The sequence below is a fragment of the Chromobacterium fluminis genome (assembly GCF_011602385.1).
GTDB classification, from domain to species: domain Bacteria; phylum Pseudomonadota; class Gammaproteobacteria; order Burkholderiales; family Chromobacteriaceae; genus Chromobacterium; species Chromobacterium fluminis.
In genome coordinates, this window is the sequence record NZ_JAAOMA010000035.1 from 17,743 (window position 1) to 44,662 (window position 26,920).

At 63.8% G+C, this 26,920-nt stretch carries 23 protein-coding genes and 4 tRNA genes; 12 read left to right on the plus strand and 15 right to left on the minus strand.

The features are described from left to right. Position 1 precedes the first annotated feature (1 nt). Complete coding sequence (locus HA052_RS20025; protein ID WP_166453284.1) at positions 2-937, minus strand: RluA family pseudouridine synthase; 936 nt, start codon at positions 935-937, stop codon at positions 2-4. 522 nt (positions 938-1,459) lie between these two features. Here HA052_RS20025 and HA052_RS20030 point away from each other — a divergent pair. From HA052_RS20030 to HA052_RS20045, 4 genes are all read left to right on the plus strand, one after another. Continuing rightward, positions 1,460-4,402, plus strand: a complete 2,943-nt coding sequence (locus tag HA052_RS20030; RefSeq protein WP_166453285.1) for an Rne/Rng family ribonuclease — start codon at positions 1,460-1,462, stop codon at positions 4,400-4,402. A 95-nt stretch (positions 4,403-4,497) separates the two neighbouring features. Beyond that, positions 4,498-4,573, plus strand: a tRNA-Asn gene (locus HA052_RS20035). Between the two features lie 388 nt (positions 4,574-4,961). Continuing rightward, positions 4,962-6,404, plus strand: a complete 1,443-nt coding sequence (locus tag HA052_RS20040; RefSeq protein ID WP_166453286.1) for a PAS domain S-box protein — start codon at positions 4,962-4,964, stop codon at positions 6,402-6,404. Beyond that, complete coding sequence (locus tag HA052_RS20045; RefSeq protein ID WP_166453287.1) at positions 6,401-8,008, plus strand: diguanylate cyclase domain-containing protein; 1,608 nt, start codon at positions 6,401-6,403, stop codon at positions 8,006-8,008. The genes HA052_RS20040 and HA052_RS20045 overlap by 4 nt, the downstream gene beginning before the upstream one ends. A gap of 54 nt (positions 8,009-8,062) precedes the next feature. Here the strand turns inward: HA052_RS20045 and HA052_RS20050 are convergent. The 3 genes from HA052_RS20050 to HA052_RS20060 all read right to left on the minus strand — a co-directional run bounded on the left by HA052_RS20050 (position 8,063) and on the right by HA052_RS20060 (position 8,305). Next, positions 8,063-8,138 (minus strand) — tRNA-Ala (locus tag HA052_RS20050). An 8-nt stretch (positions 8,139-8,146) separates the two neighbouring features. After that, positions 8,147-8,222: transfer RNA gene (locus HA052_RS20055), tRNA-Glu, on the minus strand. 7 nt (positions 8,223-8,229) lie between these two features. Beyond that, positions 8,230-8,305 (minus strand) — tRNA-Ala (locus HA052_RS20060). Positions 8,306-8,763: 458 nt separating this feature from the next. Between HA052_RS20060 and HA052_RS20065 the strand changes: the two genes are divergently transcribed. After that, positions 8,764-9,105 (plus strand): H-NS histone family protein, encoded by a 342-nt coding sequence (locus tag HA052_RS20065; protein WP_019101516.1) that lies wholly within the window; start codon positions 8,764-8,766, stop codon positions 9,103-9,105. A gap of 328 nt (positions 9,106-9,433) precedes the next feature. On the opposite strand, the gene HA052_RS20070 is transcribed toward HA052_RS20065, so the two are convergent. Then, positions 9,434-10,198 carry an FCD domain-containing protein gene (locus HA052_RS20070; RefSeq protein WP_166453288.1) on the minus strand — a complete coding sequence of 255 codons (765 nt, stop codon included), beginning with the start codon at positions 10,196-10,198 and terminating at the stop codon, positions 9,434-9,436. Between the two features lie 163 nt (positions 10,199-10,361). Between HA052_RS20070 and HA052_RS20075 the strand changes: the two genes are divergently transcribed. The 5 genes from HA052_RS20075 (at position 10,362) to HA052_RS20095 (ending at position 17,875) form a co-directional block, all read left to right on the plus strand. Next, positions 10,362-11,102, plus strand: a complete 741-nt coding sequence (locus tag HA052_RS20075) for a (Fe-S)-binding protein (RefSeq protein ID WP_166453289.1) — start codon at positions 10,362-10,364, stop codon at positions 11,100-11,102. After that, positions 11,099-11,803: a LutC/YkgG family protein gene (locus tag HA052_RS20080; protein WP_166453290.1), complete on the plus strand. Its 705-nt coding sequence runs from the start codon at positions 11,099-11,101 to the stop codon at positions 11,801-11,803. The genes HA052_RS20075 and HA052_RS20080 overlap by 4 nt, the downstream gene beginning before the upstream one ends. Beyond that, positions 11,800-13,263 carry a LutB/LldF family L-lactate oxidation iron-sulfur protein gene (locus HA052_RS20085; RefSeq protein WP_166453291.1) on the plus strand — a complete coding sequence of 488 codons (1,464 nt, stop codon included), beginning with the start codon at positions 11,800-11,802 and terminating at the stop codon, positions 13,261-13,263. Before HA052_RS20080 ends, HA052_RS20085 begins: the two co-directional genes overlap by 4 nt. Next, on the plus strand, positions 13,260-16,088 hold the full coding sequence (locus HA052_RS20090; protein WP_166453292.1) for an FAD-binding and (Fe-S)-binding domain-containing protein: 2,829 nt from the start codon (positions 13,260-13,262) through the stop codon (positions 16,086-16,088). The genes HA052_RS20085 and HA052_RS20090 overlap by 4 nt, the downstream gene beginning before the upstream one ends. A gap of 158 nt (positions 16,089-16,246) precedes the next feature. After that, a complete protein-coding gene (locus HA052_RS20095; protein WP_166453312.1) occupies positions 16,247-17,875 on the plus strand; it encodes a lactate permease LctP family transporter in 1,629 nt (542 codons plus the stop codon). Between the two features lie 176 nt (positions 17,876-18,051). Here HA052_RS20095 and HA052_RS20100 read toward each other — a convergent pair whose 3' ends face one another. The 3 genes from HA052_RS20100 to HA052_RS20110 form a co-directional block, all read right to left on the minus strand. Continuing rightward, a complete protein-coding gene (locus HA052_RS20100) occupies positions 18,052-18,519 on the minus strand; it encodes a hypothetical protein (protein ID WP_166453293.1) in 468 nt (155 codons plus the stop codon). Then, complete coding sequence (locus HA052_RS20105) at positions 18,495-19,193, minus strand: transcriptional regulator (protein WP_166453294.1); 699 nt, start codon at positions 19,191-19,193, stop codon at positions 18,495-18,497. Before HA052_RS20105 ends, HA052_RS20100 begins: the two co-directional genes overlap by 25 nt. A gap of 650 nt (positions 19,194-19,843) precedes the next feature. Continuing rightward, positions 19,844-20,131, minus strand: a complete 288-nt coding sequence (locus tag HA052_RS20110) for a hypothetical protein (RefSeq protein ID WP_141111135.1) — start codon at positions 20,129-20,131, stop codon at positions 19,844-19,846. 275 nt (positions 20,132-20,406) lie between these two features. Between HA052_RS20110 and HA052_RS20115 the strand changes: the two genes are divergently transcribed. Continuing rightward, complete coding sequence (locus HA052_RS20115; RefSeq protein ID WP_166453295.1) at positions 20,407-20,679, plus strand: hypothetical protein; 273 nt, start codon at positions 20,407-20,409, stop codon at positions 20,677-20,679. A gap of 45 nt (positions 20,680-20,724) precedes the next feature. Further along, positions 20,725-20,871: a hypothetical protein gene (locus tag HA052_RS20120; RefSeq protein WP_166453296.1), complete on the plus strand. Its 147-nt coding sequence runs from the start codon at positions 20,725-20,727 to the stop codon at positions 20,869-20,871. 335 nt (positions 20,872-21,206) lie between these two features. Here the strand turns inward: HA052_RS20120 and HA052_RS20125 are convergent, their stop codons facing one another. From HA052_RS20125 to phnG, 7 genes are read right to left on the minus strand one after another with little or no spacing between them, the layout of a single operon-like run. Continuing rightward, positions 21,207-22,355 carry an alpha-D-ribose 1-methylphosphonate 5-triphosphate diphosphatase gene (locus tag HA052_RS20125; protein WP_166453297.1) on the minus strand — a complete coding sequence of 383 codons (1,149 nt, stop codon included), beginning with the start codon at positions 22,353-22,355 and terminating at the stop codon, positions 21,207-21,209. After that, positions 22,352-23,059 carry a phosphonate C-P lyase system protein PhnL gene (gene phnL, locus HA052_RS20130; RefSeq protein WP_166453298.1) on the minus strand — a complete coding sequence of 236 codons (708 nt, stop codon included), beginning with the start codon at positions 23,057-23,059 and terminating at the stop codon, positions 22,352-22,354. Before phnL ends, HA052_RS20125 begins: the two co-directional genes overlap by 4 nt. A 4-nt stretch (positions 23,060-23,063) precedes the next feature. Beyond that, positions 23,064-23,837, minus strand: coding sequence for a phosphonate C-P lyase system protein PhnK (gene phnK, locus HA052_RS20135; protein WP_166453299.1), 774 nt, complete (start codon positions 23,835-23,837; stop codon positions 23,064-23,066). Continuing rightward, complete coding sequence (locus tag HA052_RS20140; RefSeq protein WP_166453300.1) at positions 23,834-24,691, minus strand: alpha-D-ribose 1-methylphosphonate 5-phosphate C-P-lyase PhnJ; 858 nt, start codon at positions 24,689-24,691, stop codon at positions 23,834-23,836. Before HA052_RS20140 ends, phnK begins: the two co-directional genes overlap by 4 nt. After that, positions 24,688-25,773 carry a carbon-phosphorus lyase complex subunit gene (locus HA052_RS20145; protein WP_166453301.1) on the minus strand — a complete coding sequence of 362 codons (1,086 nt, stop codon included), beginning with the start codon at positions 25,771-25,773 and terminating at the stop codon, positions 24,688-24,690. The genes HA052_RS20140 and HA052_RS20145 overlap by 4 nt, the downstream gene beginning before the upstream one ends. A 1-nt stretch (position 25,774) precedes the next feature. Beyond that, positions 25,775-26,347, minus strand: a complete 573-nt coding sequence (gene phnH, locus HA052_RS20150; protein ID WP_166453302.1) for a phosphonate C-P lyase system protein PhnH — start codon at positions 26,345-26,347, stop codon at positions 25,775-25,777. Between the two features lies 1 nt (position 26,348). Further along, positions 26,349-26,789: a phosphonate C-P lyase system protein PhnG gene (gene phnG / locus HA052_RS20155; protein ID WP_081545680.1), complete on the minus strand. Its 441-nt coding sequence runs from the start codon at positions 26,787-26,789 to the stop codon at positions 26,349-26,351. Positions 26,790-26,920: the final 131 nt, after the last annotated feature.

Genomic DNA, 26,920 nt, shown 5'->3' on the forward strand with positions numbered 1-26,920 from the left:
CTCAAGACCTCAAGATTTTCAGGAAGCGCTCCAGTTCCGGCGGCAGCGGCGCTTCCAGTTTCAACGGCTCGCCGGTCAGCGGGTGGGGCAGGGACAGGCTGCGCGCGTGCAGGAACATGCGCTTCAGGCCGCGTTTGGCCAGTTCCTTGTTCAGCGCGAAGTCGCCATACTTCTCGTCGCCGGCGATCGCGCAGCCGTTGGCCTGCATGTGCACGCGGATCTGATGGGTGCGGCCGGTGCGCAGGTGGGCTTCCACCAGGGTGAACTCGGCAAAACGTTCCTTGATCGCGAAATTGGTGTGCGCGTACTGGCCGTTTTCGGCGTCGCTGACCCGCACGCGGCGTTCGCCGTCCGGGGTGTGGAACTTGAATAGCGGCAGTTTGACCTGGCGCGCGTCGTCCGGCCACTGGCCTAGGCCCAGCGCCAGATAGCGTTTGTCCGGCACGTTGGCGCGCATCATGTCGTGCAGCTTGGTCAGCGCGGAGCGCTTTTTGGCCAGCATCAAGAGGCCGGAAGTTTCACGGTCCAACCGGTGCACCAGTTCCAGGTAGCGCCAGTCCGGGTAGGCCTGGCGCAGCTGTTCGATCACGCCGAAGGATACGCCGCTTCCGCCGTGCACCGCCACGCCGGCCGGCTTGTCTATCACCAGCAGCGCGTTGTCCTCATACACCACCGGGAAGGTGGCGGCGGGCACGTTCTTTTCCGCGCGCTCGGCCACGCGGATGGGTGGAATGCGCAACTCGTCGCCGGCCTGCACGCGGTAGGCGGCGTCGATGCGGCCCTTGTTCACCCTCACCTCGCCGGAGCGCAGGATGCGGTAGATATGGCTTTTGGGCACGCCCTTGAGCAAACGCACCAGGTAGTTGTCGATGCGTTGGCCGGCGTCGCCGTCGTCCACTTGGACGAAGGAGACGGAATCTTTGCGAATGTCTGTCATATTGCTTATACTTCTGGCGCTGTCCCAAGGTGTGTTGCACCAAGATGACGGCGAAATGTCAAGCCAAGGTCACGGTATGTTGCGTGGCGCTGCTGCAAGAGGTTAGAGACGGCCGGCAGGGATTTACAGACCCTGACCTGATGCCGCTCGCGACGTTTGCAGCCAAGGTTAACTCGCTCACCGAAAAGCAGCGATGGTAATGCATTTGTACGCATAACGCACTCACGAGTATTCCATTTCCTGATGCTAAGCCAGTCAGGAAATTTTGCAGCGAAGTTTGACCCGGCATGCTAGCTCCCCTGTACTGTATGTCCTGCCCTTTGAGGCAGGCCGGCGATCCCGGAGCGCCAATTGCGCACATGAGTCAGGTCTGCGTGTGATCGATTTTCAGGAAGTAGGCTTGTCAAAACTGTTTTTTTCGATCTTTACATCGACACTTCTTTCGGAAAGCGCCCATCAATAGTCACTGGGCCGTCAAATACTGGCTGCATCCCTTGCGTGAGTGCCGCGCAAGGAATGTAAATGAAACGCATGTTGTTCAACGCAACGCAGGCTGAAGAGCTTCGCGTTGCCATTGTCGACGGGCAGAAGCTCGTCGACCTCGATATCGAGACTGTAGGCAAAGAGCAGCGCAAGGGGAATATCTATAAGGGTGTGATTACCCGTATCGAGCCCTCCCTTGAGGCTTGTTTTGTCGATTACGGCACCGAACGCCACGGCTTCCTGCCGTTCAAAGAGGTGTCCCGTTCCTATTTCCAGGGCTATGACGGCGGCCGTCCGCGCATTCAGGATGTGCTGCGCGAAGGCATGGAAGTCATCGTGCAGGTGGAGAAGGACGAGCGCGGCAACAAGGGCGCGGCGCTGACCACCTATATCAGCCTGGCCGGTCGTTACCTGGTGCTGATGCCCAACAACCCGCGAGGCGGCGGCGTGTCGCGCCGCATCGAGGGCGAGGAGCGTCAGGAGCTGAAGGATCTGCTGTCGCAGCTGGAAGTGCCGCACGGCATGAGCCTGATCGCTCGTACCGCCGGTATTGGCCGCAACCTGGAAGAACTGCAGTGGGATCTGGGTTACCTGATGCAGCTGTGGCGCGCGATTGAAGGCGCGGCCGGCGCTCAGAACGCGCCGTTCCTGATTCTGCAGGAAGGCAGCCTGGTGATCCGCGCGATCCGCGACTATTTCCATCCGGACATCGGCGAAGTGCTGATCGACACCGAGGAAATCTACGATCAGGCCCGTCAGTTCATGAGCCATGTGATGCCTAACATGCTGTCGCGTGTGAAGCTGTATAAGGATCATGTGCCGCTGTTCTCCCGCTTCCAGATCGAGCACCAGATCGAAACCGCCTTTGCGCGCAGCGTGCAGCTGCCGTCCGGCGGCGCCATCGTGATCGACCACACCGAAGCGCTGGTGTCCATCGACGTCAACTCCGCGCGCGCCACCAAGGGCGCCGACATCGAAGACACCGCGGTCAAGACCAACCTGGAGGCGGCCGAGGAAATCGCCCGCCAACTGCGCTTGCGCGACCTGGGCGGCCTGGTGGTGATCGACTTCATCGATATGGAAAGCGCCAAGAACCAGCGCGACGTGGAAAACCGTCTGCGCGACGTGCTCAAGCACGACCGCGCTCGCGTCCAAATGGGCAAGCTGTCCCGTTTCGGCCTGCTGGAATTGTCGCGTCAGCGTCTGCAGCCCAGCTTGGGCGAGACCAGCCACGAGACCTGCCCGCGCTGCCACGGCATCGGCTTCATCCGCGGCACCGAGTCCTCCGCGCTGCACATCCTGCGCATTCTCCAGGAAGAGGCGATGAAGGAGAACACCGGCGCGGTTCACGCGCAGGTGCCGGTGGACGTGGCCACCTTCTTGCTCAACGAAAAGCGTTCCGAGATCCATTCGATCGAAGAGCGTCTGGACGTGGACGTGGTGCTGATTCCGAACATCCATCTGGAAACCCCGCATTACAAGATCGTGCGCGTGCGTCACGACGACCTGGCCGAAGCCGGCGAAGGGCCGAGCTACAAGCGGGTGGAAGTGCAGGAAGAAGACGTAATCACCAACTTCGGCCATGAAAAGCCGAAGCTGGAGCGCCAGGAGGCCGCGGTGAAGGGTATTACCCCGCAGCAGCCGGCGCCGGCGCCAACGGTGGTGGTTAAGGCGGCCGAGTCGGAGCCTGGCTTGTTTGGCAAGCTGGGCGCTTGGGTCAAGAGCCTGTTCGCCGAGCCGGAGCAAGCGGCTCAGCCGGTGGAGAAGAAAAAGCCGGCGGCCCAGTCGCAGCAGCGCGGCAACCGCCAGCGCAACGGCGAACGTCGCCCGGGCGGTCAGGCGCGCCGCGAACACGAGCAGCGCCGCCAGGGTGCTGACGAGGTCAAGCCGCGTCGTCCCGAGCGCGCCGAACGAGGCGAGCGCCAGGACGGCGAGCGTCCGGAGCGCAAGGAGCCGCCGCAACGCGAAGAGCGCCAGGAGCGCGGCGAGCAGCCGCGCAACGGTCGCCGCCGCGAGCGTGAAAACAGTCGTGAAGGTCGTGAAGGCCGCGAGCCGCGCGAACTGAAGGACGTGCAGCGTCAGCAGCCGGCGCGCGAGGAAGCGCCGCAAGAGCGTCCGGAAAAGTTGGAGAAGCAGGAGCGTCCGCAGCAGGAGCCGCGTCGTCGTCAGGCGCCGCAGGCGGAAGAGCCGGCTTTGGAGCTGAACAAGCCGGCGGTAGACGAGGTTCGCGCCGAGGGCGACGCCGAGCAGCAGGAGCGCAATGAGCGCCGTCGCCGTCGCAGTCGTCGCGATCGTCGTCGCGACGATCCGTCCGCTGCGCCGCAGGAAGAGGGTGCTGCTCTGCCGGTGGCGGAAGCTGCGCCGGCTGTGGCCGCGGTTGTTGTCGGCGCGGTAGCGGCCGAAGTCGCCGTAGACGCAGTGGCGGAAACGATTCCGGCCGCGGCGCCTGAAGCTCCGGTGATTGAGCCAGTTGTTGAGTCCGCTGTTGCCGAAACGGCGCAGCCGGTGCGGGAAGCGTTTGAAGTGGAGGCCGTGGCCCCGGCGCTTGAGTCCGCTGCGGCGGCTGAGCCGGAATTGCCGGTGCTTGAAGCGGTTCCGGCAGTTGAAGCCGCTCCGCTTGTCGAGGCCGCTCCGGCGCTTGAAGTGGCTGTGGTGGTGGAGGCTGTCGAGGCGTTTGCCGCGGCGGAGCCGGCGCTTGCGCAGGAACCGGTTGCCCTTGCCGCGCAGAGCGAGCCGGAGCAGGTGGATCAAGCTGAGCCGGCGGTCGAAGCGCCGGCGGTGATCGAAACCCGCGCCGTGGCCGCGGCGGAACCGGCAAGCCTGGGTGGTCTGGTCATGGTGTCCACCAAGTCGGTGGTCGAGGTGCCCGCTGCGCAGGAACCGGTGATGCCGGCTGGGCCGCGTCGTCGCGACGTGACTCGTCAGGCTCAGCAGGGGGCTGCCCCGGCGGAGCTGGTGCAGGTGGAAACCCGCAATCCTTGAGCGCGGTTTGAGGCCCGGGGCGCAGGCATTTTGCGCTCCGGGTATTGACGCTGCCTTGGTGCTTGGTTAATATACCCCTCTCTCGCAAGAGATGTTCCCTGATAGCTCAGTTGGTAGAGCGACGGACTGTTAATCCGCAGGTCGCAGGTTCGAGCCCTGCTCGGGGAGCCAGAATTCAAAGGCCACGCATTGCGTGGCCTTTTTCCATTTCCGCGCGTCCGTCGCGGCCTTTCCCTGTTTCTCGTCGCTCCGGCGCGCCTGTCCCGATTGATTGCGCTAAGAACGTGTTTACGATCTCGCGAGCAAGAGCGAGATAAGGCGGAAACGACTGAAGAAGCGGAATGTACATACGGTATATGAGCATTCTGAGGTCTTTTCCAACGCCGTATCGCCGCAGCGCAGCAGATCGTAAACAGGTTCTAAGCAATTTTAACAGTTTGCTTCCCATTTCATTCGTCATATAACACAAGCAGATGACAAGTTGGCCGCCTCTGGCGCGCTTGAGTGCGGCCGTTTTGGTCTGTGCGGCGCGTCGAGCTGTGCGGCGCGAGGAGCTTGGGTGGCGGAATCTCTGGTGGGCGAAGACAGTGTGCTGGATGGGGCGGAACGGCTGTTGTCCGATGTGCTGGAGGCGGTCCCGGTGGGGTTGGCGCTGATCGACGGCCAGATGCGTTATCGGCTGCTCAACCAGCGTTTGGCGGAGGCCAACGGCTTGCCGCGCTCCGCTCATTTGGGGCGCGGCGTGGCGGAAATGTTGCCGCGGATCGGCGAGTATTTGGAGTCGCTGATGAGGCAGGTCATGGCGAGCGGCGAGCCGGTGCTCGATTTTTGCGTCAACTCCAAGGTGGGGCTGGACGACAGGGGCGCGTTGAGGGAGTGGCAGATCAGCTATCTGCCGTATCGCTCATTGGCGGGCGAGGTGGTGGGGGTGGTGGCCGTGGTTCGAGATGTGGCGGCGGAGCGGCGCGCCGAACGTCTGCGCGGCGAGGGCGAGGCCCGATTGCGCATGGTAGTGGATTCCGCCTTGGACGGGCTGGTGATGATAGATCAGGGCGGGCGCATTCTGATGGCGAATCATCGGGCCGAGGCGATGTTCGATTACCTGGGTGTCGGCATGGAAGGCGTCATGATTTCCAGCCTGGTGCCGGAGCGGTTTCGCGATGGTCATGGGCGGCTGATCGAGAATTACATGTGCCGGCCGGAGGCGCGAGAGATGGCGCGCCAGCAGGAGATTTTCGGGGTGAGGCGCGACGGCGGCGAGTTTCCGGCGGAAATCGGCCTCACCCCGGTGCGCGACGGCGGCGAGCTGCAGGTATTGGCCACCATTACCGACATCAGCGCGCGCAAAGCGGCTCAGGCCAGTTTGGAGCTGGCTTTGAAGGAAAAGACCGCCCTGCTCAACGAAGTGCATCACCGGGTCAAAAACAATCTGCAAGTCATTTCCAGTCTGCTCAATCTGCAAACGCGCTCGGCGCCGCCGGAGGCAGTGGCGGTGTTGACCGAGTGTCAGAATCATGTGCGCGCGATGGCGCTGATCCATCAGCTGCTATACGAGCATGGCGACTTTTCCCGTATCCATGTGGGGGTTTATCTGGAGCGTTTGACTCAGTTGCTCAGCGGCAGCGTGTCGGATAGCGGCGTGCGTCTGCGCTGCCGCGGCATGGGCGCGGTGGTCTATTTGGGCATGCAGCGGGCGATTCCCTGCGGCTTGCTGGTGAACGAGCTGGTGACCAATGCGCTCAAGCACGCGTTTCCCGATCGGCGCGGCACGGTGGAGGTGGCGCTGGAGCGGGAGGAGGATGGGCGCTGCCGGATCCTGGTGTCGGACGATGGCGTCGGCATTCCGGAGTCGGTGAAGTTGGGCGAGGTCAGTTCCTTGGGTTTTCGTCTGATTCCCATTCTGGTGGGGCAACTGAAAGGCGAGGTGCGCCTATTGCGGCCTGAGGCGGGTGGGGCTTGCGTGGAGATCGCGTTCAGCGATGAGCCGGAGAGTACGGAATGAATGTGGACAACGGTTTGTTGATTGTCGAGGATGAGGGCGTGGTGGCGCTGGATTTGCAGACCAGCCTGGAGTCTTTGGGGTACCGGGTGCTTGGCGTCTGCGCCAATGCGGATGACGCTGTGCGACGGGCGGAGGCGGATCGGCCGGATCTGGTGCTGATGGATATTCACTTGGACGGCGATGTGCCGGGAACCGAGGCGGCGCGCGTGATACGCGAGCGTTTTCAGATTCCATCCATCTTTCTGACCGCTTACGCCGAGGACGATATGTTGCGCAACGCGGAAGCCAGCGCCCCGTACGGCTATTTGTTGAAGCCTTATCAGTTGCGCGAGCTGAATGCCTCGGTGCGCATGGGGTTGGCGCGGCGCAGGGCGGAGGTGGAGGAGCAGCGCCAGCGCCGTCGCTTGCGCATGGCGGTGGAGGCGGCTCGCTTGGGGGTGTGGGAATGGGGTGGCCGGCGCGGCGAGATGGCGTGGGAAGAAGAGTTTCGGGACGCGTTTCCATTCTCCGCTACGGAGAGCGGACGGCCAGGCCTGTTGGGTATGGCCGAGGTCGAGGCCGTGGAACTGGCTCGGGATTTGGAGTTTGGGCGGACCTTGCAGAAAACGGTGGAAATCAACGCGGAGGGCGGAGCGCGATGGGTTGAGTTGTGTGGGCGCAATTTTGCCGCCGAAGGCGAGCCGGCGCGTTGGGTGGGGGTGGCGCGGGACGTGACGGAGGCGTATCTGAGCGAAGTCAGTCTGCGACAGGCCAGTGTGGTGTTCCAGGCTAGCGCGGAAGGCATTCTGGTGCTGGATCATGGGCGCCGCATTGTGTCTGCGAACGAATCCTTTTACCGCTTGACGGGTTTGAGCGCGGAGGAGGCCCTGGGGGGAGATCCGGACGTCTGTCTGCATGTGGAGCCGCACGGAGAGGGTTTTTACCGCCGTTTGGAAGATGAGAGGCATTTTTGGCAGGGCGAGGTGATGTGCCGTCGTCGGAGCGGGGCTTTTCCCTGTTGGCAGCATGCGTCGGTGGTGCGGGACGTCGAGGGGAGGGTAAGTCACTACGTGCTGGCGATCTCCGATATTTCGGCGATCCGCGCGGCGGAGGCGCATATTCATTTCCTGGCCTATCACGATCAGTTGACCGGCTTGGGCAATCGCCATTTTCTGCAGGTGGAACTGGACAAGGAGATTATCAGGGCCAAGCGTCGCAATGAATGCATTGCGCTGCTGTTCATTGATCTGGACGGGTTTAAGGCGGTGAACGATGGTTGGGGGCATGAGGCGGGCGATGTGCTGCTGGTGGCGATGGCGGAGCGTCTGCGGCAGCATGTGCGCGGAGAGGATTTGGTGGTGCGGCTGGGTGGGGATGAGTTTTTGGTGGTGGCGCCGGGTTTGGATCGGGAAGCGTCCTGCGGCGTCATGGTGCGGCGCTTGTTGACGGTATTGGCGTTGCCGGTGGCCTTGAGCGGAGGAGAGTGCTCGGTGTCGGCCAGCATCGGGGTGGCGTTTTTTCCGGAAAACGGCGGCGATCTGGGTGGTCTGCTGCATGCGGCAGACAGGGCGATGTACGAGGCCAAGCGAGCGGGGAAAAACGAGTTCAGGATGGCGGCTGAATAATATTCGAACCGTAAAGAATAAAAGCCGAAATCTTTCGATTTCGGCTTTTATATTTGGTGGAGATAAGCGGGATCGAACCGCTGACCTCTTGCATGCCATGCAAGCGCTCTCCCAGCTGAGCTATACCCCCGGTATTGCTGGCGTCCCCACGGGGATTCGAACCCCGGTTACCGCCGTGAAAGGGCGATGTCCTAGGCCTCTAGACGATGGGGACTGAATTGTGGTGGAGATAAGCGGGATCGAACCGCTGACCTCTTGCATGCCATGCAAGCGCTCTCCCAGCTGAGCTATACCCCCACGGAGTGTTTCGTCCTTCCCGGCTTCCGCCCGGTCGGTCTCGACAGGAAGCGAACTATACCTAGGCTTTTCAGGCTGTGCAAGGCTTTTCTAAAAATATTTCCCCAGACGGCTGTGGGGGGGAGGCCAAGGAGGGAAGGCACCGGTTTTTCATGCCATTGGTTTGGGCGGGTGGAGCGCGTGCGCAGACTACGCCATGCCGGCGAGGGACAAAGGCCCTATTTCCTGGGAAAAATCAGTTTTTTCCTATTCCAAGCCATTGGGGTGGTGGGGATAGAATATTCAAAGAAAAACAATTTGAGTCCCGTATTAGCGTAAAGAGTTAATACCGGATGGTATTAAATCCTGATTCAAATCGATGGCTAATGATGGATGGCATAGACATGAGAGTTGAAAAACAACGGTTGGCCGGAGTTTGGAACGGAAGCGAAAGTCCGGTAAAGCTTTAGGAGGCGTGCATGCATAAAAAAGTGTTGATCAACGAGGAGTTGCTGGATTCCTGTTCGGACCAGGCGCTGAAGGACGCGGCGGTTTTTCTGTTGAATACGCTGACCGACCGCATTCAGCTGCGCCAACAAAAAGGGATAGAAGAAATTGAGCGGCTGGCGATGGCTTACGGTTTGATTCTGCCCAAGCTCTACGCCAAGAACGGCGTAACGCCCAAGTACCAGAACCCGGCGATGCCGCACCAGACTTGGTCCGGTCGAGGCCGCCCGCCGGTGTGGTTGGTGGAGGCTGAAGCGAGGGGGGAGGACCGGGAACGCTTCGTGATCAAGAGCCAGAAGAAGTTGCAGGTCTAGCAAGGCGGAGAGCCGGCCGTTGTCGCGCCGCGCCCCCTGCTGGCGCGCGCCGGCGGGCTTGTGCACCGGTTCAAAGGTTCGCGAGCGAGGGCGAGACCAGGCGATTACGGCTGAGAACGCGGAATGGTCAAGCGGTACATGAGCATTTCGAAGCCGGTTTCAACGCCCTTTATCTATCCATCCCGCTGACGCGCAGCAGACTTTGAACAGGCACTAAGACCCGCTAACAAAACCCCTGATCCTGCGTTGCGCCTCCTTGTCGTACGACTGGTACTGCCTGCGTCGGCGCGCCTTGGCTCAGGTTCTCTGCGAGGTTTTGTTAGCGGCTCTAAGGCTCAAGATGCTCCAGACGCATGCGCGCCCGCGCATCGCGTTCCGCTTGCCGCCGCCGGCTTTGCAGCGTGGTGGCGACAAAGTCCAGATGTTGTTCCACCGCTTGTTGCGCGGCGTCCGGCCGTTTGTCGCGAATGGCTTCCCAGATGGCCAGATGCTGCGCGCGCAGCGCGTCCGCCACTTCTCCCACAGCGAACAAATCAGCGATATTGTCCTTGACGTGCCGGTGCAGCATGGCGAGCAAGCTGCCGCTTAAATGCGCGAACAGCACATTGTGAGAGGCTTCCGCCACGGCTTGGTGAAAGCGCACGTCGGCCTGGGCTTGCTGAGTCAAGTCGCCGCCGTCGTAGGCGTCCTGCAATTGGCTCACGCAATGTTCCAGCCTCAGCAAATCGGCCGGCGTGGCTCGGTTGGCCGCGCCGCGCGCCGCCGCGCCTTCCAGTACCCGCCGGAATTCCAGCAAATCGCCGTGCAAATCCTGATGTTGGTTCAGCAGTTTTTCCCAAGGGTCGGAAAACGCGGTTTCCAGCCGGTCCGTCACCCAAGTGCCGCCGCCCTGGCGGCTGCTGAGCAGGCCGCGCGATGCCAGTTGCTGTATCGCTTCGCGAAGCGAGGGGCGGGACACGCCGAACTCTTCGGCTAGCTGCCGTTCCGGCGGCAGGCGATCCCCCGGTTTCAGCACGCCGTCCAGAATGCGCTTTTCCAGTTGTTCGACGATGACGTCGGAGAGTTTGGGGATGTTCAGTTTGGGATAGGCCATGGCGCTGGGCTTGTCGGTTCGGAAAAATTGGTCAGACCAGAGTGAGTGCAGCTTACCACAGCCGGTGCGGGAATCCGCGTCGTCATATTGACGGACTCAAGCAATCACTCTAGAGTTGTTTTAATAAAAATAATTGGTCTTACCAATTTACAAAGGAAACCGGATGAAGCCTGCCAACGTGTATCTGTTCGGCACCTGTCTGCTCGACCTGTTTTTGCCGCAGGCCGGCGTGGACGCCATCGCCTTGCTGGAAGGCCTGGGCTTGCGAGTGCACTTTCCACAGCAACAGAGCTGCTGCGGCCAGCCGGCCTATACCAGCGGCCATCCGGCGGAAGCGCTGGCGGTGGCGAGGGCGCAGCTGGACTGCTTTGTCGAGGACTGGCCCATCGTGGTGCCGTCCGGTTCCTGCGGCGGCATGATCAAGCACCACTGGCCCAAACTGTTCGCCGGCCAGCCGGACGAGGCGCAGGCCTGCGCGGTGGCTGCGCGGGTGGTGGAGTTCAGCGATTTTCTGCTCAACCACCTGGACTGGCGGCCGCAAGATCAGGGCCCCAAGGTGAAGGTGGCGGTGCACACCTCCTGTTCCGCCCGCCGCGAAATGAATGTGCATCTGTCCTCTTGGGCCTTGCTGGAGCGGCTGGCCAATGTGGAACGGGTGGTGCACGACCATGAGTCCGAGTGCTGCGGTTTCGGCGGCACTTTTTCGATCAAGCACCCGGACATCGCCGGGGCGATGGTGACGGACAAGGCCGCCGCCTTGCAGGACAGCGGCGCAGTGGAGTTCATCACCGCGGACGGCGGCTGTCTGCTCAATATCAACGGCAAGCTGGCCAAGGAGGGCAGGGCGTTTCGGGGCCGGCATCTGGCCAGCTTTCTGCTGGAGCGCGTAGGAGGCAAGGCATGAGCGCCCGCGACGCCATCCTGGCCAAGCTGCGCGCCGCGCCGCGCCAAGAACTGCCGCGGCCGGAGCTGGACGCGCATTTCCGGCGCTTTGCGCCGCCGCAGCACAGCCTGGACGCCTTGCGAGGCTGGGCGCGGGCGATGCGGGCGGTGAAGACCGAGGTGCTATGGGTGCGCGCCGACGACTGGCACACCCGGCTGGCGGTGTGGATTGCGCAGCGGCGGCCCGCTTCCTTGCTGTTGTCCGACACCGCGCACGGCCGCCGCGCCGAGGCGGTGCTGCAAAACTTGCCGACGCCGCCGGCTTTACGTTTCTTCGACCGCGAGGTGGATGGCTGGAAGGCCGAATTGTTCGAGATCGAGGCCGCATTTACCGCGGCGCGTTGCGGCATCGCCGCCACCGGCACCCTGGTGTTGTGGCCGGACGCGCAGGAGCCGCGGACCATGAGTTTGGTGCCGCCGCTGCACATTGTCTTGTTCGACACCGCCACGCTCTACCCTGACTTCTACAGCGCGATGCGTTTCGAAAACTGGCAGGACGGCATGCCTACCAACGCCTTGCTGATTTCCGGCCCGTCCAAGACCGCGGACATCCAATTGACGCTGGCCTACGGCGCGCACGGCCCGCGCGAACTCTTGGTGCTGGCGCAACTGCCCGAGCATATCGATCCGGCGCAGCTGGAGCAGGAGGAGGCCCGACCATGAGCGAGCACAAGATCGAGCTTTATCCCTCGCGCCAATTCAAGCAGCAGGCGCGCGCGGCATTGGCCGACGGCGAACTGCGCCACAGCCTGCGCGGGGCGATGGATTTCCTGATGGCCAAGCGCTTGTCGGCCTTCGACGATCCGGCGGAGCTGGACGCCTTGCGCGCCTTGGGCGAGGCCATTCGCCAGCGTTGCCTGTCGCGGCTGCCGGACTTGCTGGAGCAGTTGGAGGCGCGGCTGAGCGCCAACGGCGTGCAAGTGCATTGGGCCGAGACCGCGGACGAGGCCAATCGCATCATCCACGGCTTGGTAGAGGCGCGTTCCGGCCGATTGATGGTCAAGGGCAAGTCCATGGTCAGCGAGGAGATTGAACTCAACCATTATCTGGAAGCGCGCGGCGTCGCCGCGGTGGAAAGCGATATGGGCGAGTACATCGTGCAATTGGCCGGCGAAAAGCCCACCCACATCATCATGCCGGCGATACACAAGACCAAGGCCGACATCGCGCGGCTGTTCCACGACAAGCTGCCGGGCACGCCCTACACCGAGGACGTGGACGAGTTGATACAGATAGGCCGCGGCGCGCTGCGCCGGCTCTATCTGGACGCCGACGTCGGCCTGTCCGGCGTCAACTTCGCGGTGGCGGAAACCGGCACCTTGTGCCTGGTGGAGAACGAGGGCAACGGCCGCATGTGCACCACGGTGCCGGACTTGCACATCGCCATCACCGGCATAGAGAAAGTGGTGGAGAAGCTGGCCGACGTGCCGCCCTTGTACAGCTTGTTGACCCGCTCCGCCATCGGCCAGCCCATCACCACTTATTTCAATATGATCAGCGGCCCGCGCCGCGCCGGCGAAAAAGACGGCCCGCGCGAGGTGCATTTGGTGCTGCTGGACAACGGTCGCAGCCAGGCTTACGCCGACGCGCAATTGCGCAAGACTCTGCAATGCATACGCTGCGGCGCCTGCATGAACCATTGCCCGGTCTACGCCCGCATCGGCGGCCACGCTTACGGCACCACTTATCCGGGGCCGATAGGCGAAATCATCTCGCCGCACCTGCTGGGCCTGGAAAACACCCGCGATCTGCCCACGGCCTCCAGCCTGTGCGGCGCTTGCGGCGAGGTCTGCCCGGTGAAGATTCCCATTCCCGAGATGCTGATGCGGCTGCGCGAGGAAAGCCAGCGTCCGGCCGGGGAGGCGGTCAGTCATCCCTTGCGCGGCCAGGGCGCGGCGGCGAGCGCGGCGGAGCGGCTGGCCTGGAAGGGCTGGCGCCAGGTCCACGCCTCGCCGCGGCTGTACCGCTGGTTCGGCTGGGGCGCCACCCGGCTGCGCAAGCTCGCGCTTGGCGGCCAACTGGGCTGGACCCAAAACCACGCGCCGCTGACGCCCGCGCCCAAGACTCTGCACGAGATGGTGCGCGAACGCGAAGCGCGTCGCGGCGGCGGGGAGCGGCCATGAGCATGAGCCCGGCGCATCAGGTTTTCCATCGAGATCTTCTTAAAATCATGCCGGCGACGCGCATTTACACCGATCCGCTGTCCACGCTGGCTTACGGTACCGACGCCAGCTTTTACCGGCTGCGGCCGCAAATCGTCGCCCGCGTCGACAGCGAGGCGGAAGTGGCGGCCATCCTCGCGCTGGCACGCCGCCACTGGGTGGCGCTGACTTTCCGCGCCGCCGGCACCAGCTTGTCCGGCCAGGCGGTCAGCGATTCGGTGCTGGTCTTGCTGGGCGACGGCTTCAACCATGGCCAGGTCTTGGACGAGGGCGCGCGCGTCCGGCTGGGGCCGGCGATGATAGGCAGCCACGCCAACGCCTTGCTGGCGCCTTACGGCCGCAAGATCGGCCCGGACCCGGCGTCGATCAATAGCGCCAAGATCGGCGGCATCGCCGCCAACAACTCCAGCGGCATGTGCTGCGGCACCCGCGACAACAGTTATCACACCTTGGCGGCGATGCGTTTGTTGTTGCTGGACGGCGCGGTGCTGGACACCGGCGACGCCGCCAGCGTGGCGGCCTTTCGCCAGTCCCACGCCGCGCTGCTGGCCGGTTTGTCCAGCCTGGCCGCCGAATTGCGCGCCGACGCCGCGCTGGCCGAGCGCGTGCGCCGCAAATACCGCTTGAAGAACACCACCGGCTACGGCATCAACGCCTTGCTGGATTTCGACGATCCGGTGGACATGCTCAGCCATTTGTTGATCGGCTCCGAGGGCACGCTGGGCTTCATCAGCGAAATCACCTTCCACAGCGTGATCGAGCATCCGCACAAGGCCTCGGCCTTGCTGCTGTTCGACGCGCTGGAGCCGTGTTGCCGAGCGGTGTCGGCGCTGAGCGCGGCCGCGGAAGCCCACGGCGTGGCGGCGGTGGAGCTGATAGACAGCCGCAGCCTGCGCGCCTTGCACGGCAAGCCGGGGCTGCCGGATTTCCTGGCGCGGCCGTTCGGCCCGGAGGAGGCCTGTTTGCTGATCGAGGCGCGCGCCGGTTCCGAGGCGGAACTGGCGCGCCATTGCGCGGCGATAGACCAGCTGCTGGCCGGTTTCGCGCCGCGTTTGTCCAGCGGCTTCAGCCGCGAGGCCGCGGTCTGCGACAGCTATTGGGCCTTGCGCAAGGGCCTGTTCCCGGCGGTGGGCGCGGTGCGGCCTCTGGGCAGCACCGTGGTGATCGAGGACGTGGCGTTTCCGATTCCGCAGCTGGCCGACGGCGTGGCCAGGCTGACCGCCTTGTTCGACCGCCACGGCTATGACGAGGCCTTGTTGTTCGGCCATGCGCTGGACGGCAATCTGCATTTCGTGTTCGCGCCCAGTTTCGACAGCGAGCGGGAGGTGGCGCGTTACGACGCCTTCATGCAGGACGTCAGCGCGCTGGTGGCCGGTGAATACGACGGCTCGTTGAAAGCCGAGCACGGCACCGGCCGCAATGTCGCGCCCTTTGTGCGCCAGGAGTGGGGCGACGCCGCCTGGCACCTCATGCGCCGCATCAAGGCCTTGTTTGATCCGGACGGCCTGCTCAATCCCGGGGTGATCATCACCGACAACGAGCGGCTGCACCTGGAAAACCTCAAACCGCTGCCGGCGGCCGATCCCATTATTGATCGCTGCATCGAATGCGGCTTTTGCGAGGCGGCCTGTCCGTCGCACGGGCTGACGCTGAGCCCGCGCCAGCGCATCGTCGCCTGGCGACGCATCCAGCAGCTGAGCCGCGACGGCGACGCGGGGGAAGAGTTGGCCGCGCTGCGCGCCGATTTCCGCTACCGCGCCATCGACACCTGCGCGGCCACCGGCATGTGCGCGACGCGCTGCCCGGTGGGCATCAATACCGGCGAACTGATGAAGCGGCTGCAAGGCCCGTCGCCGCGGCCGCGCGCCGCGCGCTTCGCCGCCCGCCACATCGGCGCCGCCGCGGCCGCCGTTCGCGCCGGCCTGGCGCTGGCGCATGTATTCGGTCCGGAGCGGCTGCATCGCATCAGCCTGCGGCTGCGCCGCCGCCATAAGGTGATTCCCCTGATTCCGGCGCATCTGCCGCGGCCGGCCGGCCGTCTGCCCGCCGCTGTTGGCGGCGACGGCGAGCCGGTGGTGCTCTTCCTCAGCTGCGTCAACCGAGCGCTGGCCGCCGACGCCGCCGGCGGCAACGCGGCCGCGCCCACCTTGGCGCTGTTGCGCCGCGCCGGCTTCAGCCCCCGCTATCCGCTCGGTCACGACGGCCTGTGTTGCGGCCAGCCCTTCGCCTCGGCCAATGCGGAGGAAGCGCTGGACATCAGCCAGAACGCGCTGAACCGGGCCTTGCTGGCCGCCAGCGAAGACGGCCGCCATCCGGTGTATCTGGACAATGGGCCGTGCGCGGCGCGCATCCTGTTCGCCCAGCGCCAAGGCAGCTTGGACGCGCGCTTGCGCCTGTTCGACGCGGCCCGATTTCTGGAGGCTTTTGTCGCGCCGCGGCTGGCGGTGACGCGCAAGTTGGAGCAGTTGGCGTTGCACATTCCCTGCAGCGCCGCCGAGATGGGCGCGGCGGAGGCGCTCACGCGGCTGGCCGGCCTTTGCGCCGAGCGGCTGACGGTGCCGGACATCGCCTGTTGCGGCTTTGCCGGCGACAAGGGCTTCAACGTGCCGGAACTGAACGCGCATAGTTTGCGGCGTTTGCCGCCGGCCTTGCCCCCCGGCTGCCGCCACGGCGTGTCGATGAGCCGCACCTGCCAGATCGGCCTGAGCGAGCACGCCGGTTTCGAATACCGCAGCATCGAAGCGCTGCTGGATTTTTGCACCACCCCTGGAAGCGGCCCGCTATGAAGGCCGCATTGATGGCGCCGCCGCCCGGGCGGCCGGCGCCGAGTTGAAACGCCCGTAAACATCCTTCCCTGAACGCATTCCGTCCACACGGCCGCGGCTAGCCCGCCGCCGCGCGGATGTTTGTGCGCGCAAGAAGAAGGAGAGACTACAGAGGAGACATCATGATCTGGACCCAAAACTACTTTCCGTCCGGCGGCATGGCGCTGTCGGCGCTGATGGCGGCCTTGCCGATTATTTTCTTTTTCCTGGCGCTGGCGGTGTTCCGGCTCAAGGGCCATGTCGCCGGCAGCCTGACCGTGCTGCTGGCCTTGCTGGTGGCCACGCTGTTCTACGGCATGCCGGCGGACATGGCGCTGGCCGCCGCGGGTTTCGGCTTCGCCTACGGCCTGTGGCCCATAGCCTGGATCATCATCGCCGCGGTGTTTCTGTACAAGATCACCGTCAAGACCGGGCAGTTCGACATTATCCGCGCCTCGGTGTTGTCGGTGACCGAGGATCAGCGCCTGCAGATGCTGCTGGTGGGTTTTTCCTTCGGCGCCTTTCTGGAGGGCGCCGCCGGCTTCGGCGCGCCCGTGGCCATTACCGCCGCGCTGCTGGTGGGGCTGGGCTTTAATCCCTTGTACGCGGCCGGCCTGTGTCTGATCGCCAATACCGCGCCGGTGGCTTTCGGCGCGATGGGCATCCCCATTATCGTGGCCGGCCAGGTGACCGGGCTGGACCCTTTCGCCATCGGCGCCAAGGCCGGCCATCAACTGCCCTTCCTGTCGGTGTTGGTGCCGTTCTGGCTGGTGATGATGATGGACGGCCTCAAGGGCGTGCGCCAAACCTTGCCTGCGGTGCTGGTGGCCGGGGGTTCTTTCGCCGTGACCCAGTATTTCACCTCCAACTACATCGGGCCGGAACTGCCTGACATCACTTCGGCGCTGGTCAGCCTGGTGTGTCTGACGCTGTTCCTGAAAGTATGGCAGCCGCGCGAGATCTTCACCTTCGCCGGCCGCCGCGCGCCCAGCCCGCGCCAGGCTTCCGGCTTTAGCCTGGGCCGGATCGCCCGCGCTTGGGGGCCGTTCCTGATCCTGACCGCGCTAGTGACCTTGTGGAGCCTGAAGCCGTTCAAGGCGCTGTTCGCCAAGGGCGGTGCGCTGGAGCATTGGGTGCTGAAGTTCCACGTGCCGCATCTGGACAATCTGGTGATCAAGACCGCGCCCATCGTGGCTGCGGACAAGCCTTACGAGGCGCTGTACAAGTTGGACCTGCTGTCGGCGGTGGGCACCGCTATTTTCGTCGCGGCATTGCTGTCCATCGTGTTGCTGCGTTTCCGGCCGGCGCAGGCTGTCGCCGCCTTCGGTGAAACCTTGGCCGAACTGAAGCGGCCCATCTTGTCCATCGGCATGGTGCTGGCCTTCGCTTTCGTCGCCAATTATTCCGGCATGTCCAGCACGCTGGCCTTGTGCCTGGCCAATACCGGCAAGGCCTTTCCCTTCTTCTCGCCTTTCCTTGGCTGGCTGGGGGTGTTCCTGACCGGCTCCGATACCTCGTCCAACGCCTTGTTCTCGGCGCTGCAGGCGTCCACCGCGCATCAATTGGGCGTGTCGGATATCTTGCTGGTGGCGGCCAACACTACCGGCGGCGTCACCGGCAAGATGATTTCGCCGCAATCCATCGCCGTGGCCTGCGCGGCGGTGGGCTTGGTGGGCAAGGAGGCGGACCTGTTCCGCTTTACCCTCAAGCACAGCCTGATTTTCTGCAGCTTGGTGGGGGCGATGACTTACGCGATGGCGTACTTCTGACAGACCGGTTCAAGACCCGGCGGGCTGCAGATGCGGCCCGCCGGCTTGGGGCCTGGTTTGCGGAGAGAGGGCGCGTGCGGGTTTGTAAGCCGGCTTTGGGAACCGGTTTACGATTTGCTGTTTTTTCAGCCGCAAGGCCTTGTCTCGCGCATGCTCGCGAGATCGTAAACAGGCTTTTAGAGAATTTCCTGGTTTTCGCAGAAAAAACTGATCGAGTCGAAATTGACTTGGGTGACATGGTTGGTGACCGGCACCATATTGATCAGGTGGCGGGTGCCGATGTCGAAGATGTGGTATTCGCTGGCCAGGCTGCCGTATTCGGACGGCGACTTGGTCTTTTTGACGATGGTGACCGCGTTGGCTTCTCCGTTCCATCCGTAGCTGGTGTTGAACTGCAGCAGACGGTTGATGTAGTCACCGGTGGGTGAGTGCAGGAAGAAGTGGATGGTCTCGTTCTTCATGTCCAGGTCGATGAAGCCGCTGGTGATCGCCGTGTCCCCGCTATTGCGCGGGAATTTGAGTTCGGAGATGCGCGCGGTGCAGATGGTGCGGCTGTCCATGATGTAGTTGTGGCCGGCATAGCCCAGGTAGAGCGTGACCAGAAACAATCCGAGAGCGATCAGAAAACGATTTTGTTTTTGCAATTGAGATCGCTCCCGTATTTCTTGTCGCACAGATAGCTCGCCGCGCACTTGCCGCTCTTGATGTAGAAGGCGTCGCCGCCGCTTTCCGGTAGCTTGGGCGCGTCGCGGTAGACATTGCCCACCACGAACAAGCTGCGCGCGCCGTCGCGCATTTTATGAATATTCATTTGCGGAATCCACCAAGAAGCGTGCCAGCCCAAGAGCAGGCCTAGGGCCATGATCGCCAGCGCGGCCAACACCTGTCGGCGGTTGATACGGGCCGGCACCCGCCAGCGGGTTTTGCGTCGGTGTGGCGCGGGCGCGGGGGTGGTCTCCAGAGGGCCGGCTTCCGTCGCCGGCGACGGGCCGTCGGCGTCCGCCTCCGGTTCCAGCAAGACGAAGGCGCCGACGAATTGGCAGCCGCGTCTTGGAATGGTCTTGATGATCTTGGGGTCCAGGCCGCTTTTCTCAAGCTGCGCGCGCAGATCGAACACCAGCTTGTGATAGCTGGAGTCTGTGACGATGGTTTTCCCCCATACGTTTTCAATCAGCTCGTTTTTTTCGAACAGCCCGGAGAGCAAGAGTTTGAGCAGCAAGGCTTCATTGTATTTCAGGATGATCTTGTCTTGATCCCAGGGCAGAAGGCTGCCTTCATCAGGGTCGAAGACGACTTTGTCTTCAATATGGAATCTCATTTTTATAATCTTTCTGTCCACGCGAAGGCCGGTATTGGAAGTTTTGATATTACGGCCAATGCGGGGTCGGCGATATTTTAAATTACCCCATAGGTAATTTGCTCTAAATCGATTATAGATAGCAATACCCAACTGCCAAGCTGGCCTTGCCAAGTGGTGTTGCGGGGGAGCCGAAAGGTAAGCGGAAATGACAAGAGCGCCGGGAGCGCTCTTGGTTTGACGTGAAATATTTTCCAACAAAATCCGCTTCTTTTCAAGAGGATGGCTGTTTCTGCAGCGCGGGTCGTGGGCGCGGTCGCGTGGCGAAATCTGCTGGAACTCAGGCCTGTTGGGCATTGCCGCCGGGATGGCGGCGCCGGGAAATGATGCGTATTCGACGTGGCCCGTCCGCAACGAAAACCATGAATTTGGCAAAAGGCCTGAGTAGGGGGCGATGACTACGGAATTGTAGCGTCCCGATTACAGCGCTCCGGCGCGGTAGCGAGGCGGAAAAGGTTCGTCTCGGCGAATCCGGCGAGCGCAAGGTTTGAAAAACAGGGGTAAAAAGCCGCCAATTGAGATAGGCGGGCGCTGTCTATCTAGGATTGGATGGAATTGACGGCGTAGTGAAATGGCGGGGCCGGCTTGTTTAAGCCGGCCCCGCCTTTTTTTCAATGAGTGGATTTAAGCTGTTTGATTTCTTGTTGCGCCATAAGCAGCTCTTGCTCTATCGCGTTAATTCTTTTATCTCTGCTGTTAAGCTCGTTTAACAGTTGCTCGCTCAGCAATTGGGCCTGATCCAGGCATAGGATCAAGGCGGAGAGTTTGGCGCTGTTGGCGAGTTGCTCCATTAGCGGAGCGCCGGCGTTGGCGTGGTCTTTGTTTTTATATTGCATGCTGAATGATGTGGTGTTGTTATTCAATACATTTAGGCTGACGAAAGCGGATTTCGCGCCCACGGAACAGAGTGCAAATCATAGCATGCAGTTTGGATGGGTGGGAGCGTAAGCCTTGAGAATTAAGCTTTTTGCCAGGGGTGGTAAGGAATGATAATGATTGCTGCGGCTGTTTCGGCCCTCTCTTTGGCGCTGCGTTGGACATCTCCGGTCCTTTCAGGGCGGCTATAACGATAATCATTTCTAATGGCTGATAATAAATTGTACTGATTGTGATAAAGACATTTAGTATCAATGCAGTTAAGCTGGCCTCTGATATTTTTGGGAGGCAAGTGGCCGTGTTAATGATGGGAAATGAAAAGGTATTGGAGGGGTTGGCCCGGGAGCGGCAGATGATTTGGCGACAAGATCTGGAAAGCTTGACGGTATATATAGAAAACCTGATCAGAAAAACCAGCGCCATGGGCGCGGTGGTGCCGGGCCTATATCGCGCCTTGAGAATATGCAGCGTTGCATTAAAAGGCGGCGGCGTGGGCGAAAAAGTGTATCTGACCCGCAAAGAGCGTTTGGATATTTATTGGGCGGTAAAGTCGGAATCCTTTTCAATTTGATTTTTGGTCAGTAATGGCGTGTATTTTTGGATTGGAAAATCAACAGTGTCGCTGATCGGCTTTGTATGTTATCGGGTATTTAGCATTGCTTTGTTCTGGTGCGGAATGAAAGCGCTGGGCATCGGCGTTTTGATGCTGCTCTTGCATATCGGCAGGGAGAAGGCGTTGAATACGCCGTCGTGGCGCGAGTGAGCGCCTGCGCCTGGTTTGTGGCAGCAAAGTCAGGCGCGGGGTTCTCCTCGCCTCGCCGGAGCGGGTGGAAATAGACATTTTCGGATTGAAATGAAATAGGGCCGCGTTGTGATAACGCGGCCCTTTTGGCGTGAGGAGGATCCGGCCAGATCAAGGCGGCGTCGCCTACGCGCAGCAGACCGTAAACCGGTTCTCAGAGCCTTTTCAAAGTCTCGCGAGCAAGAGCGAGACAAGGCGTTGCGGCTGAGGAAGCGGAATGCACATAGAGTACATGAGCATTTCGAAGCCGGTTTCAACGCCGTATCGGCGACGCACAGCAGACTGTGAACAGATTCTTAGAATACGCGCTGGCCGGCGCTCCATACCTGGCGCACCAGCGGGATGCCGTCCCGTTCGCGCGCCTGGATCAGGTCGGCGCGCTGGCCGACGGCGACGGCGCCGCGGTCCGCCAGACCCACCGCCCGCGCCGGGTTGCGCGTGACGGTGGCTACTGCGCGGCTCAGATTCCAGCCCGGCTGGCGGCCCAGCAGATAGGCGGCGTGCAGCAGGCTGGCGGGCACGTAGTCGGAGGACAGTATGTCCAGCAGGCCGTGGCCGGCCAGCTCCAAGGCGGCGACGTTGCCGGAGTGGGAGCCGCCGCGGACGATGTTGGGCGCGCCCATCACCGTCATCAGTCCTTGGTCGCGCGCGGCGCGGGCGGCGGCCAAGGTGGTGGGAAATTCCGACATGGCCACGCCGTCGCGCACCGCCTCGTCGATATGACTGAGTTCGGTGTCGTCGTGGCTGGCCAGCGCGACGCCGCGCGCGCGCGCCAGCTCCACCACCGCCTGGCGGTGGCGGCCGGCGTATTGCCGCTGCTTGAGTTTGCGTTGCTCCACCGCGGCGAGGAAGGTGTCGTCGTTCCAGCTGACGTTTTTCTTGGCGTAGTACTTCTTGTATTGCGCCAGGTCGCGGTATTGGCGCTGGCCGGGGGTGTGATCCATCAAGGACACCAGGCGCACCGCAGGGTGGCCGATCAAGGGCGACAGCGCGTCCAGCAACTGGGGATAGGCCAGTTCGCAGCGCAAATGGAACAGGTGCTCGGCGCGGAACACGCGCTGGCGCATGCCGGCGTCTATCGCCTCGAAGGCGCTTTGCAGGGTGTCCAGCCGCACGCTGTCGCCTTCCAGATCGCCCACCGACAGGGCGTCCAGAACCGTGGTGATGCCGGCGGCCACGCATTGCGCGTCGTGGGTGACCACGGCCGGCAGCGTCGGCCACAGCACGCCGTTGCGCGGCATCAGGTGTTTTTCCAGATTGTCGGTGTGCACTTCCACCAGGCCAGGCAGCAGGTCGTCGCCGTCCAGGTCCTCGCTGTGCGGCGGCGGCGCGCTCAGCGGCCGCGAATGGATGGCGGCGATCACGCCGTTGTCGATCTCCAGCGCGCCGCGTTCGACGACGCCGTCGGCCAGGATCAGCCTGGCGTTGTTCAAGATCCGTTTCATGCTAGGGGTTCCGGTTTGTTTGCCAGCGGGACTTCAAACACGCGGTCGGCGACGGCGTCGCGGGTGGCCTCGTCGTGGAAGATGCCCACCAGCGCCGCGCCGCGCGCCAGCGCTTCGCGCATCAGTTCAATCACCACCGTGCGATTGGCCGCGTCCAGCGAGGCGGTGGGTTCGTCCAGCAGCAGGATGGGCCGCGGCGCGATCATGCCGCGCGCGATATTGACCCGCTGTTGTTCGCCGCCGGAGAAGGTGGCCGGCGGCAGCCGCCACAACCGCTCCGGGATGTTTAGCCGCGCGAGCAAAGCGCCTGCCTCGCGCCGCGCCTCGTCGGCGTCCACGCCCCATTCGCACAGCGGTTCGGCGACGATGTCCAGCGCAGGCACCCGCGGAATGGCGCGCAGGAACTGGCTGACGTAGCCCAGGGTGTGGCGGCGGACGTCGGCGATCTCGTGCGGCAGCGCAGCGGCCATGTCCAGCCAGGCGTCGCGGTGGCGGATACGGATGCTGCCGCGCTCCACCAGGTAATTGGCGTACAGCGCCTTGAGCAGCGTGCTCTTGCCGGCGCCGGAAGGGCCGGCCAGCGCCACGCATTCGCCGGCGGCGGCCTGCAGCGAGACATCGTCGAGCACCGGCAGCGTCAGGCCGCCTTGTTGGTGCAGGGTGAAAGTCTTGCTCACCTGCCTTGCGTCTATCAATAGCTTCATGGCTTCAGGCCTGCAGGATGGAGGATACCAGCAGCTGGGTGTACGGATGCTGCGGGTCGTCCAGGATTTGATCGGTGAGGCCGGCTTCCACGACGCGGCCGCCTTGCATCACCAGCGTGCGCTGCGCCAGCAGCCGGGCCACGCCCAGGTCGTGGGTGACCATGATGACGGCGATGCCGCTGTCGCGCACCAGCCTTCGGGTCAGGTCCAGAAAGCGGGCCTGCACCGAGACGTCCAGGCCGCCGGTGGGTTCGTCCATGAACACCAGCCGCGGATGGGTGGCCAGGCTGCGGGCGATCTGCAGCCGTTGCTGCATGCCGCCGGAGAAGGCGCTGGGTGGATCGTCCAGCCGCGCGCGGCCGATTTCCACCCGTTCCAGCCAGTCGCCGGCGGTTTGGCGCAGTTGGCCGTAATGGCGCTGGCCCAGCGCCATTAGCCGTTCGCCGATATTGGCGCCGGCGGAGACGTTCATGCGCAGGCCGTCGCGGGCGTGCTGGGATACGAAGCCCCATTCGCTGCGCGCCAGCCGGCGGCGCTCGGATTCGGCGACGGCGGTGAGTTCGTGTTCGCGGCCGTCGCGTTCGCGAAAGCGCGCGCTGCCGGCGTCGGCGGCCAGCTTGCCGGCCAGCGCGGCCAGCAGCGTGGATTTGCCGGAGCCGGATTCGCCCACCACGCACAGCACTTCGCCGGCGTAGAGGTCGAAGTCCACGTCGAAGCAGCCGTTGCCGTTGCCGTAGTCCTTGCCGAGGCCACGGACGCTGAGTAAGGGCGGGTTCATTGCGGATTGTCCTGTGTGTCGCGGCGTTGCCGGCAGTGATCGCTGTCGGAGCAGACGTATTGGCGCGCGCCGGCGTCGTCGGTGATGATTTCGTCCAGATAGCTGTCGCCGGCGCCGCACAGCGCGCAGGCTTGCTCCCAGCTTTGCGCCTGGAAGGGGTGGTCGTCGAAAGCCAGGCTTTCCACCCGGGTGTGAGGCGGGATCGCGTACAGCCGTTTTTCGCGGCCGGCGCCGAACAGCATCAGGGCCGGACTATTGTCCAGCTTGGGGTTGTCGAATTTGGGAATCGGCGACGGCGAGGCCAGGTAGCGGCCGTTGACCAGCACCGGGTAGTCGTAGCTGGCGGCGATGTGGCCGTAGCGGGCGATGTCCTCGTACAGCTTGACGTGCATCAGGCCGTAATCCTGGTGGGCGTGCAGCTTGCGGGTTTCCTGCTCGCTGGCCTCCAGCGTGCGCAGCGGTTCCGGTTCCGGTACTTGGAACACCATGATCTGACCGGCGCGCAACGGGGTTTCCGGGATGCGGTGACGGGTCTGGATCAGGCTGGCCTCAGCGGTGCGGGTGGTGGTGGCCACGCCGGCGACGCGGGCGAAGAAGCGGCGGATATTGACTGCGTTCGTGGTGTCGTCGGCTCCCTGATCTATGACCTTGAGCACATCGTCGCGGCCGATCACGCTGGCGGTGACCTGGATGCCGCCGGTGCCCCAGCCGTAGGGCAGCGGCATTTCGCGGCCGCCGAAGGGCACTTGATAGCCGGGCACGGCCACCGCCTTGAGCAGGGCGCGGCGCAGCATGCGCTTGGTGTTTTCATCGAGGAAGCCGAAGTTGTACGCCCATGGCGCGGCGGTGCTCATGCTTGTGTCTCCTTGGCGGCGTGTTCGCGGCGCAGCTGGCGTATCAGCGACAGCTCGGCCTGGAAGTCGACGTAATGCGGCAGTTTGAGGTGCTGGACGAAGCCGGAGGCTTCGACGTTGTCGCTGTGGCACAGCGCGAACTCCGGCTGCTGCGCCGGCGCGTGCGCGGCCTCGCCCAGCTCGGCGGCGCGCAGGCTGCGCTCCACCAGGGCCATCGCCATCGCTTTGCGCTCGGCTTCGCCGAAGCTCAGGCCGTAGCCGCGGGTGAACTGCGGCGGCGCGCTGCGGCTGCCGGCGAACTGGTTGATCATCTGGCATTCGGTCAGGGTGATGTCGCCGATGTCGACGTCGAAGCCCAGTTCTTCCGGGCAGACCACGACGCTGACTTCGCCCATGCGGATTTCGCCGGCGAAGGGATGGCTTTCGGCGTAGCCGCGCTGGGTGGAGTAAGCCAGGCCCAGCAGCCAGCCTTCGTCGCCGCGCGCCAGGTTTTGCAGCCGGGCGGCGCGGCCGGCGGGAAATAGCAGCGGTTCGCGGGTCAGGTCGGCCGGCTCCGGGTCGCCCGGCGGCGGCGTTTCCGGCTCGATCAGGCCTTCTTGCGCCAGGGCGTCCAGCACGCAGGGCAGCCGTTCCGGCAGCGGCAAGTCGGCGAGGGCCGGGGCGGGCGGTTCGCCGGCTTGGGCCAGATCGAAGTCCAGCAGTCGCTGAGTGTAGTCGGCGGTGGGGCCCAGCACCTGGCCGCCGGGCACGTCTTTGAAGGTGCCGGACACGCGGCGGCGCACCCGCATCGCCGCGGTGTCCAGCGGCCGGCTGGCGGCGAAGCGCGGCAGGGTGGTGCGGAAGGCGCGCAGCAGAAAGGCCGCTTCCACGCAGTCGCCGGCCGCCTGTTTCAGCGCCAGCGCCGCCAGCTCCTCGTCGTACAGCGAACCTTCCTGCATCGTCCTGGCCAGCGCCAGCCGCAATTGGCCGCGGATCTGCGCCAGGCTCAGTTCCGGCGTCGCCGCGTCGCCGCGGCGCTTGGCGGCCAGCAGGTCCCAGGAGCGGGCGATGGCGGTTTCTCCGCCTTTGACGGCTACGTACATCTCAACCCTCCTTGACGCGGGTGCTGCGCGGCAGGCCGGCCACGCGCTCGCCGCAGATCAGAAAAATGTCCACGCCCAGCGGAAAACGGGCGTGATTGTCCCGCCATTGCCGCCAGAAATCGTCCGGCGCGCCGTCCACGCCGAAACGGCGCGGCGCGGCGAAGCCCGGGCCGTCTGCTTCCACCTGTTCGGCGTTGAAGCCGGCGGTTTCCAGCAGCAAGGTGGCGGAGCGGTCCGGGTATTCGGGCTCGCCGGCCTTGAGCGCGGCCAGCGGCGGCAGCGGCGCGCCCAGCGGCAGCAGCACGAAGTCGGCCTGTTCCGGCGCGGCGGCCAGGCGCAGGCCGGTGTGGAAGCGCAGGCTGGCCAGGGTGTCCGCCGGCAGCGGCGGCAGCCAGACGCTGACGTCCTGATCCAGCAGGGCATAGAGCAGGGCGGCGGTGGCCGGCATCAGGCCGGGCAGTTCGGCCGGCAGTGCCGGCAGCGTCTGCGGCTGTAGGGGCTCGGCCAGCGCGGCCAGCGCGGCGCGGAAGCAGCGCTGGCTGTCGTGTACCGGATCGGCGAAAGCGGCGCGCATCTCATTCCCCCCTGACCAGGGTGAAGAACTCCACCTTGCTGGCGGCGGCTTCACGCGCCGCCTGTTCACGGCGCGCGGCGCGTTCGGCGCGCAAGGGCGCTATCCATTGCGCCAGCAGCTGTTCTTGCCGCGCCGGGTCTTGCAGCAGCGCGTCGGCCTGGGCGATCAACTCGGCGTGTTCGCCATTGCTGCCCAACGCCCAGCCATGGCCCAGGCGGCCGTCTATCCGGCAACTGGCGCGGCTGACGCTGGCCTCGCCCAGATTGAAGCGGGCGCCGCTGCCGCCGGCGCGGCCCTGCAGCATGATGAGTCCGGTTTCAGCGCGGCGCAGCCATTCCACTTGCGATGCCGGCGGCAGCTGCGGGCTCAGCAGCCGGCGCAGCCGCGGCGGCGGAGTGTGGGCCAGCACGCTGAGCCAGTCTTGCCTGGTCGAGGTTTCCATATCGGGTATCGCCCTGTGAGGTTTCAACAAAAATTCATATAAACGTATAGACGTATCCATGATAATGGCCCGTGACCAAGCGCAAACAGCATGCGGCGATGAAGGTTTTGTGACGATTGGGTGGCGGGGCT

Bases quoted from the DNA above. Each gene is read 5' to 3' on its own strand.
- HA052_RS20145 (WP_166453301.1), bottom strand. From the start codon at position 25,773: ATGTACGTAGCCGTCAAAGGCGGAGAAACCGCCATCGCCCGCTCCTGG.
- HA052_RS20045 (WP_166453287.1), top strand. From the start codon at position 6,401: ATGAATGTGGACAACGGTTTGTTGATTGTCGAGGATGAGGGCGTGGTG.
- phnH (WP_166453302.1), bottom strand. From the start codon at position 26,347: ATGCGCGCCGCTTTCGCCGATCCGGTACACGACAGCCAGCGCTGCTTC.
- HA052_RS20075 (WP_166453289.1), top strand. From the start codon at position 10,362: ATGAAGCCTGCCAACGTGTATCTGTTCGGCACCTGTCTGCTCGACCTG.
- HA052_RS20070 (WP_166453288.1), bottom strand. From the start codon at position 10,198: ATGGCCTATCCCAAACTGAACATCCCCAAACTCTCCGACGTCATCGTC.
- HA052_RS20025 (WP_166453284.1), bottom strand. From the start codon at position 937: ATGACAGACATTCGCAAAGATTCCGTCTCCTTCGTCCAAGTGGACGAC.
- HA052_RS20125 (WP_166453297.1), bottom strand. From the start codon at position 22,355: ATGAAACGGATCTTGAACAACGCCAGGCTGATCCTGGCCGACGGCGTC.
- HA052_RS20080 (WP_166453290.1), top strand. From the start codon at position 11,099: ATGAGCGCCCGCGACGCCATCCTGGCCAAGCTGCGCGCCGCGCCGCGC.
- HA052_RS20090 (WP_166453292.1), top strand. From the start codon at position 13,260: ATGAGCATGAGCCCGGCGCATCAGGTTTTCCATCGAGATCTTCTTAAA.
- phnK (WP_166453299.1), bottom strand. From the start codon at position 23,837: ATGAACCCGCCCTTACTCAGCGTCCGTGGCCTCGGCAAGGACTACGGC.
- phnG (WP_081545680.1), bottom strand. From the start codon at position 26,789: ATGGAAACCTCGACCAGGCAAGACTGGCTCAGCGTGCTGGCCCACACT.
- HA052_RS20140 (WP_166453300.1), bottom strand. From the start codon at position 24,691: ATGAGCACCGCCGCGCCATGGGCGTACAACTTCGGCTTCCTCGATGAA.
- HA052_RS20065 (WP_019101516.1), top strand. From the start codon at position 8,764: ATGCATAAAAAAGTGTTGATCAACGAGGAGTTGCTGGATTCCTGTTCG.
- HA052_RS20085 (WP_166453291.1), top strand. From the start codon at position 11,800: ATGAGCGAGCACAAGATCGAGCTTTATCCCTCGCGCCAATTCAAGCAG.
- HA052_RS20030 (WP_166453285.1), top strand. From the start codon at position 1,460: ATGAAACGCATGTTGTTCAACGCAACGCAGGCTGAAGAGCTTCGCGTT.
- phnL (WP_166453298.1), bottom strand. From the start codon at position 23,059: ATGAAGCTATTGATAGACGCAAGGCAGGTGAGCAAGACTTTCACCCTG.
- HA052_RS20105 (WP_166453294.1), bottom strand. From the start codon at position 19,193: ATGAGATTCCATATTGAAGACAAAGTCGTCTTCGACCCTGATGAAGGC.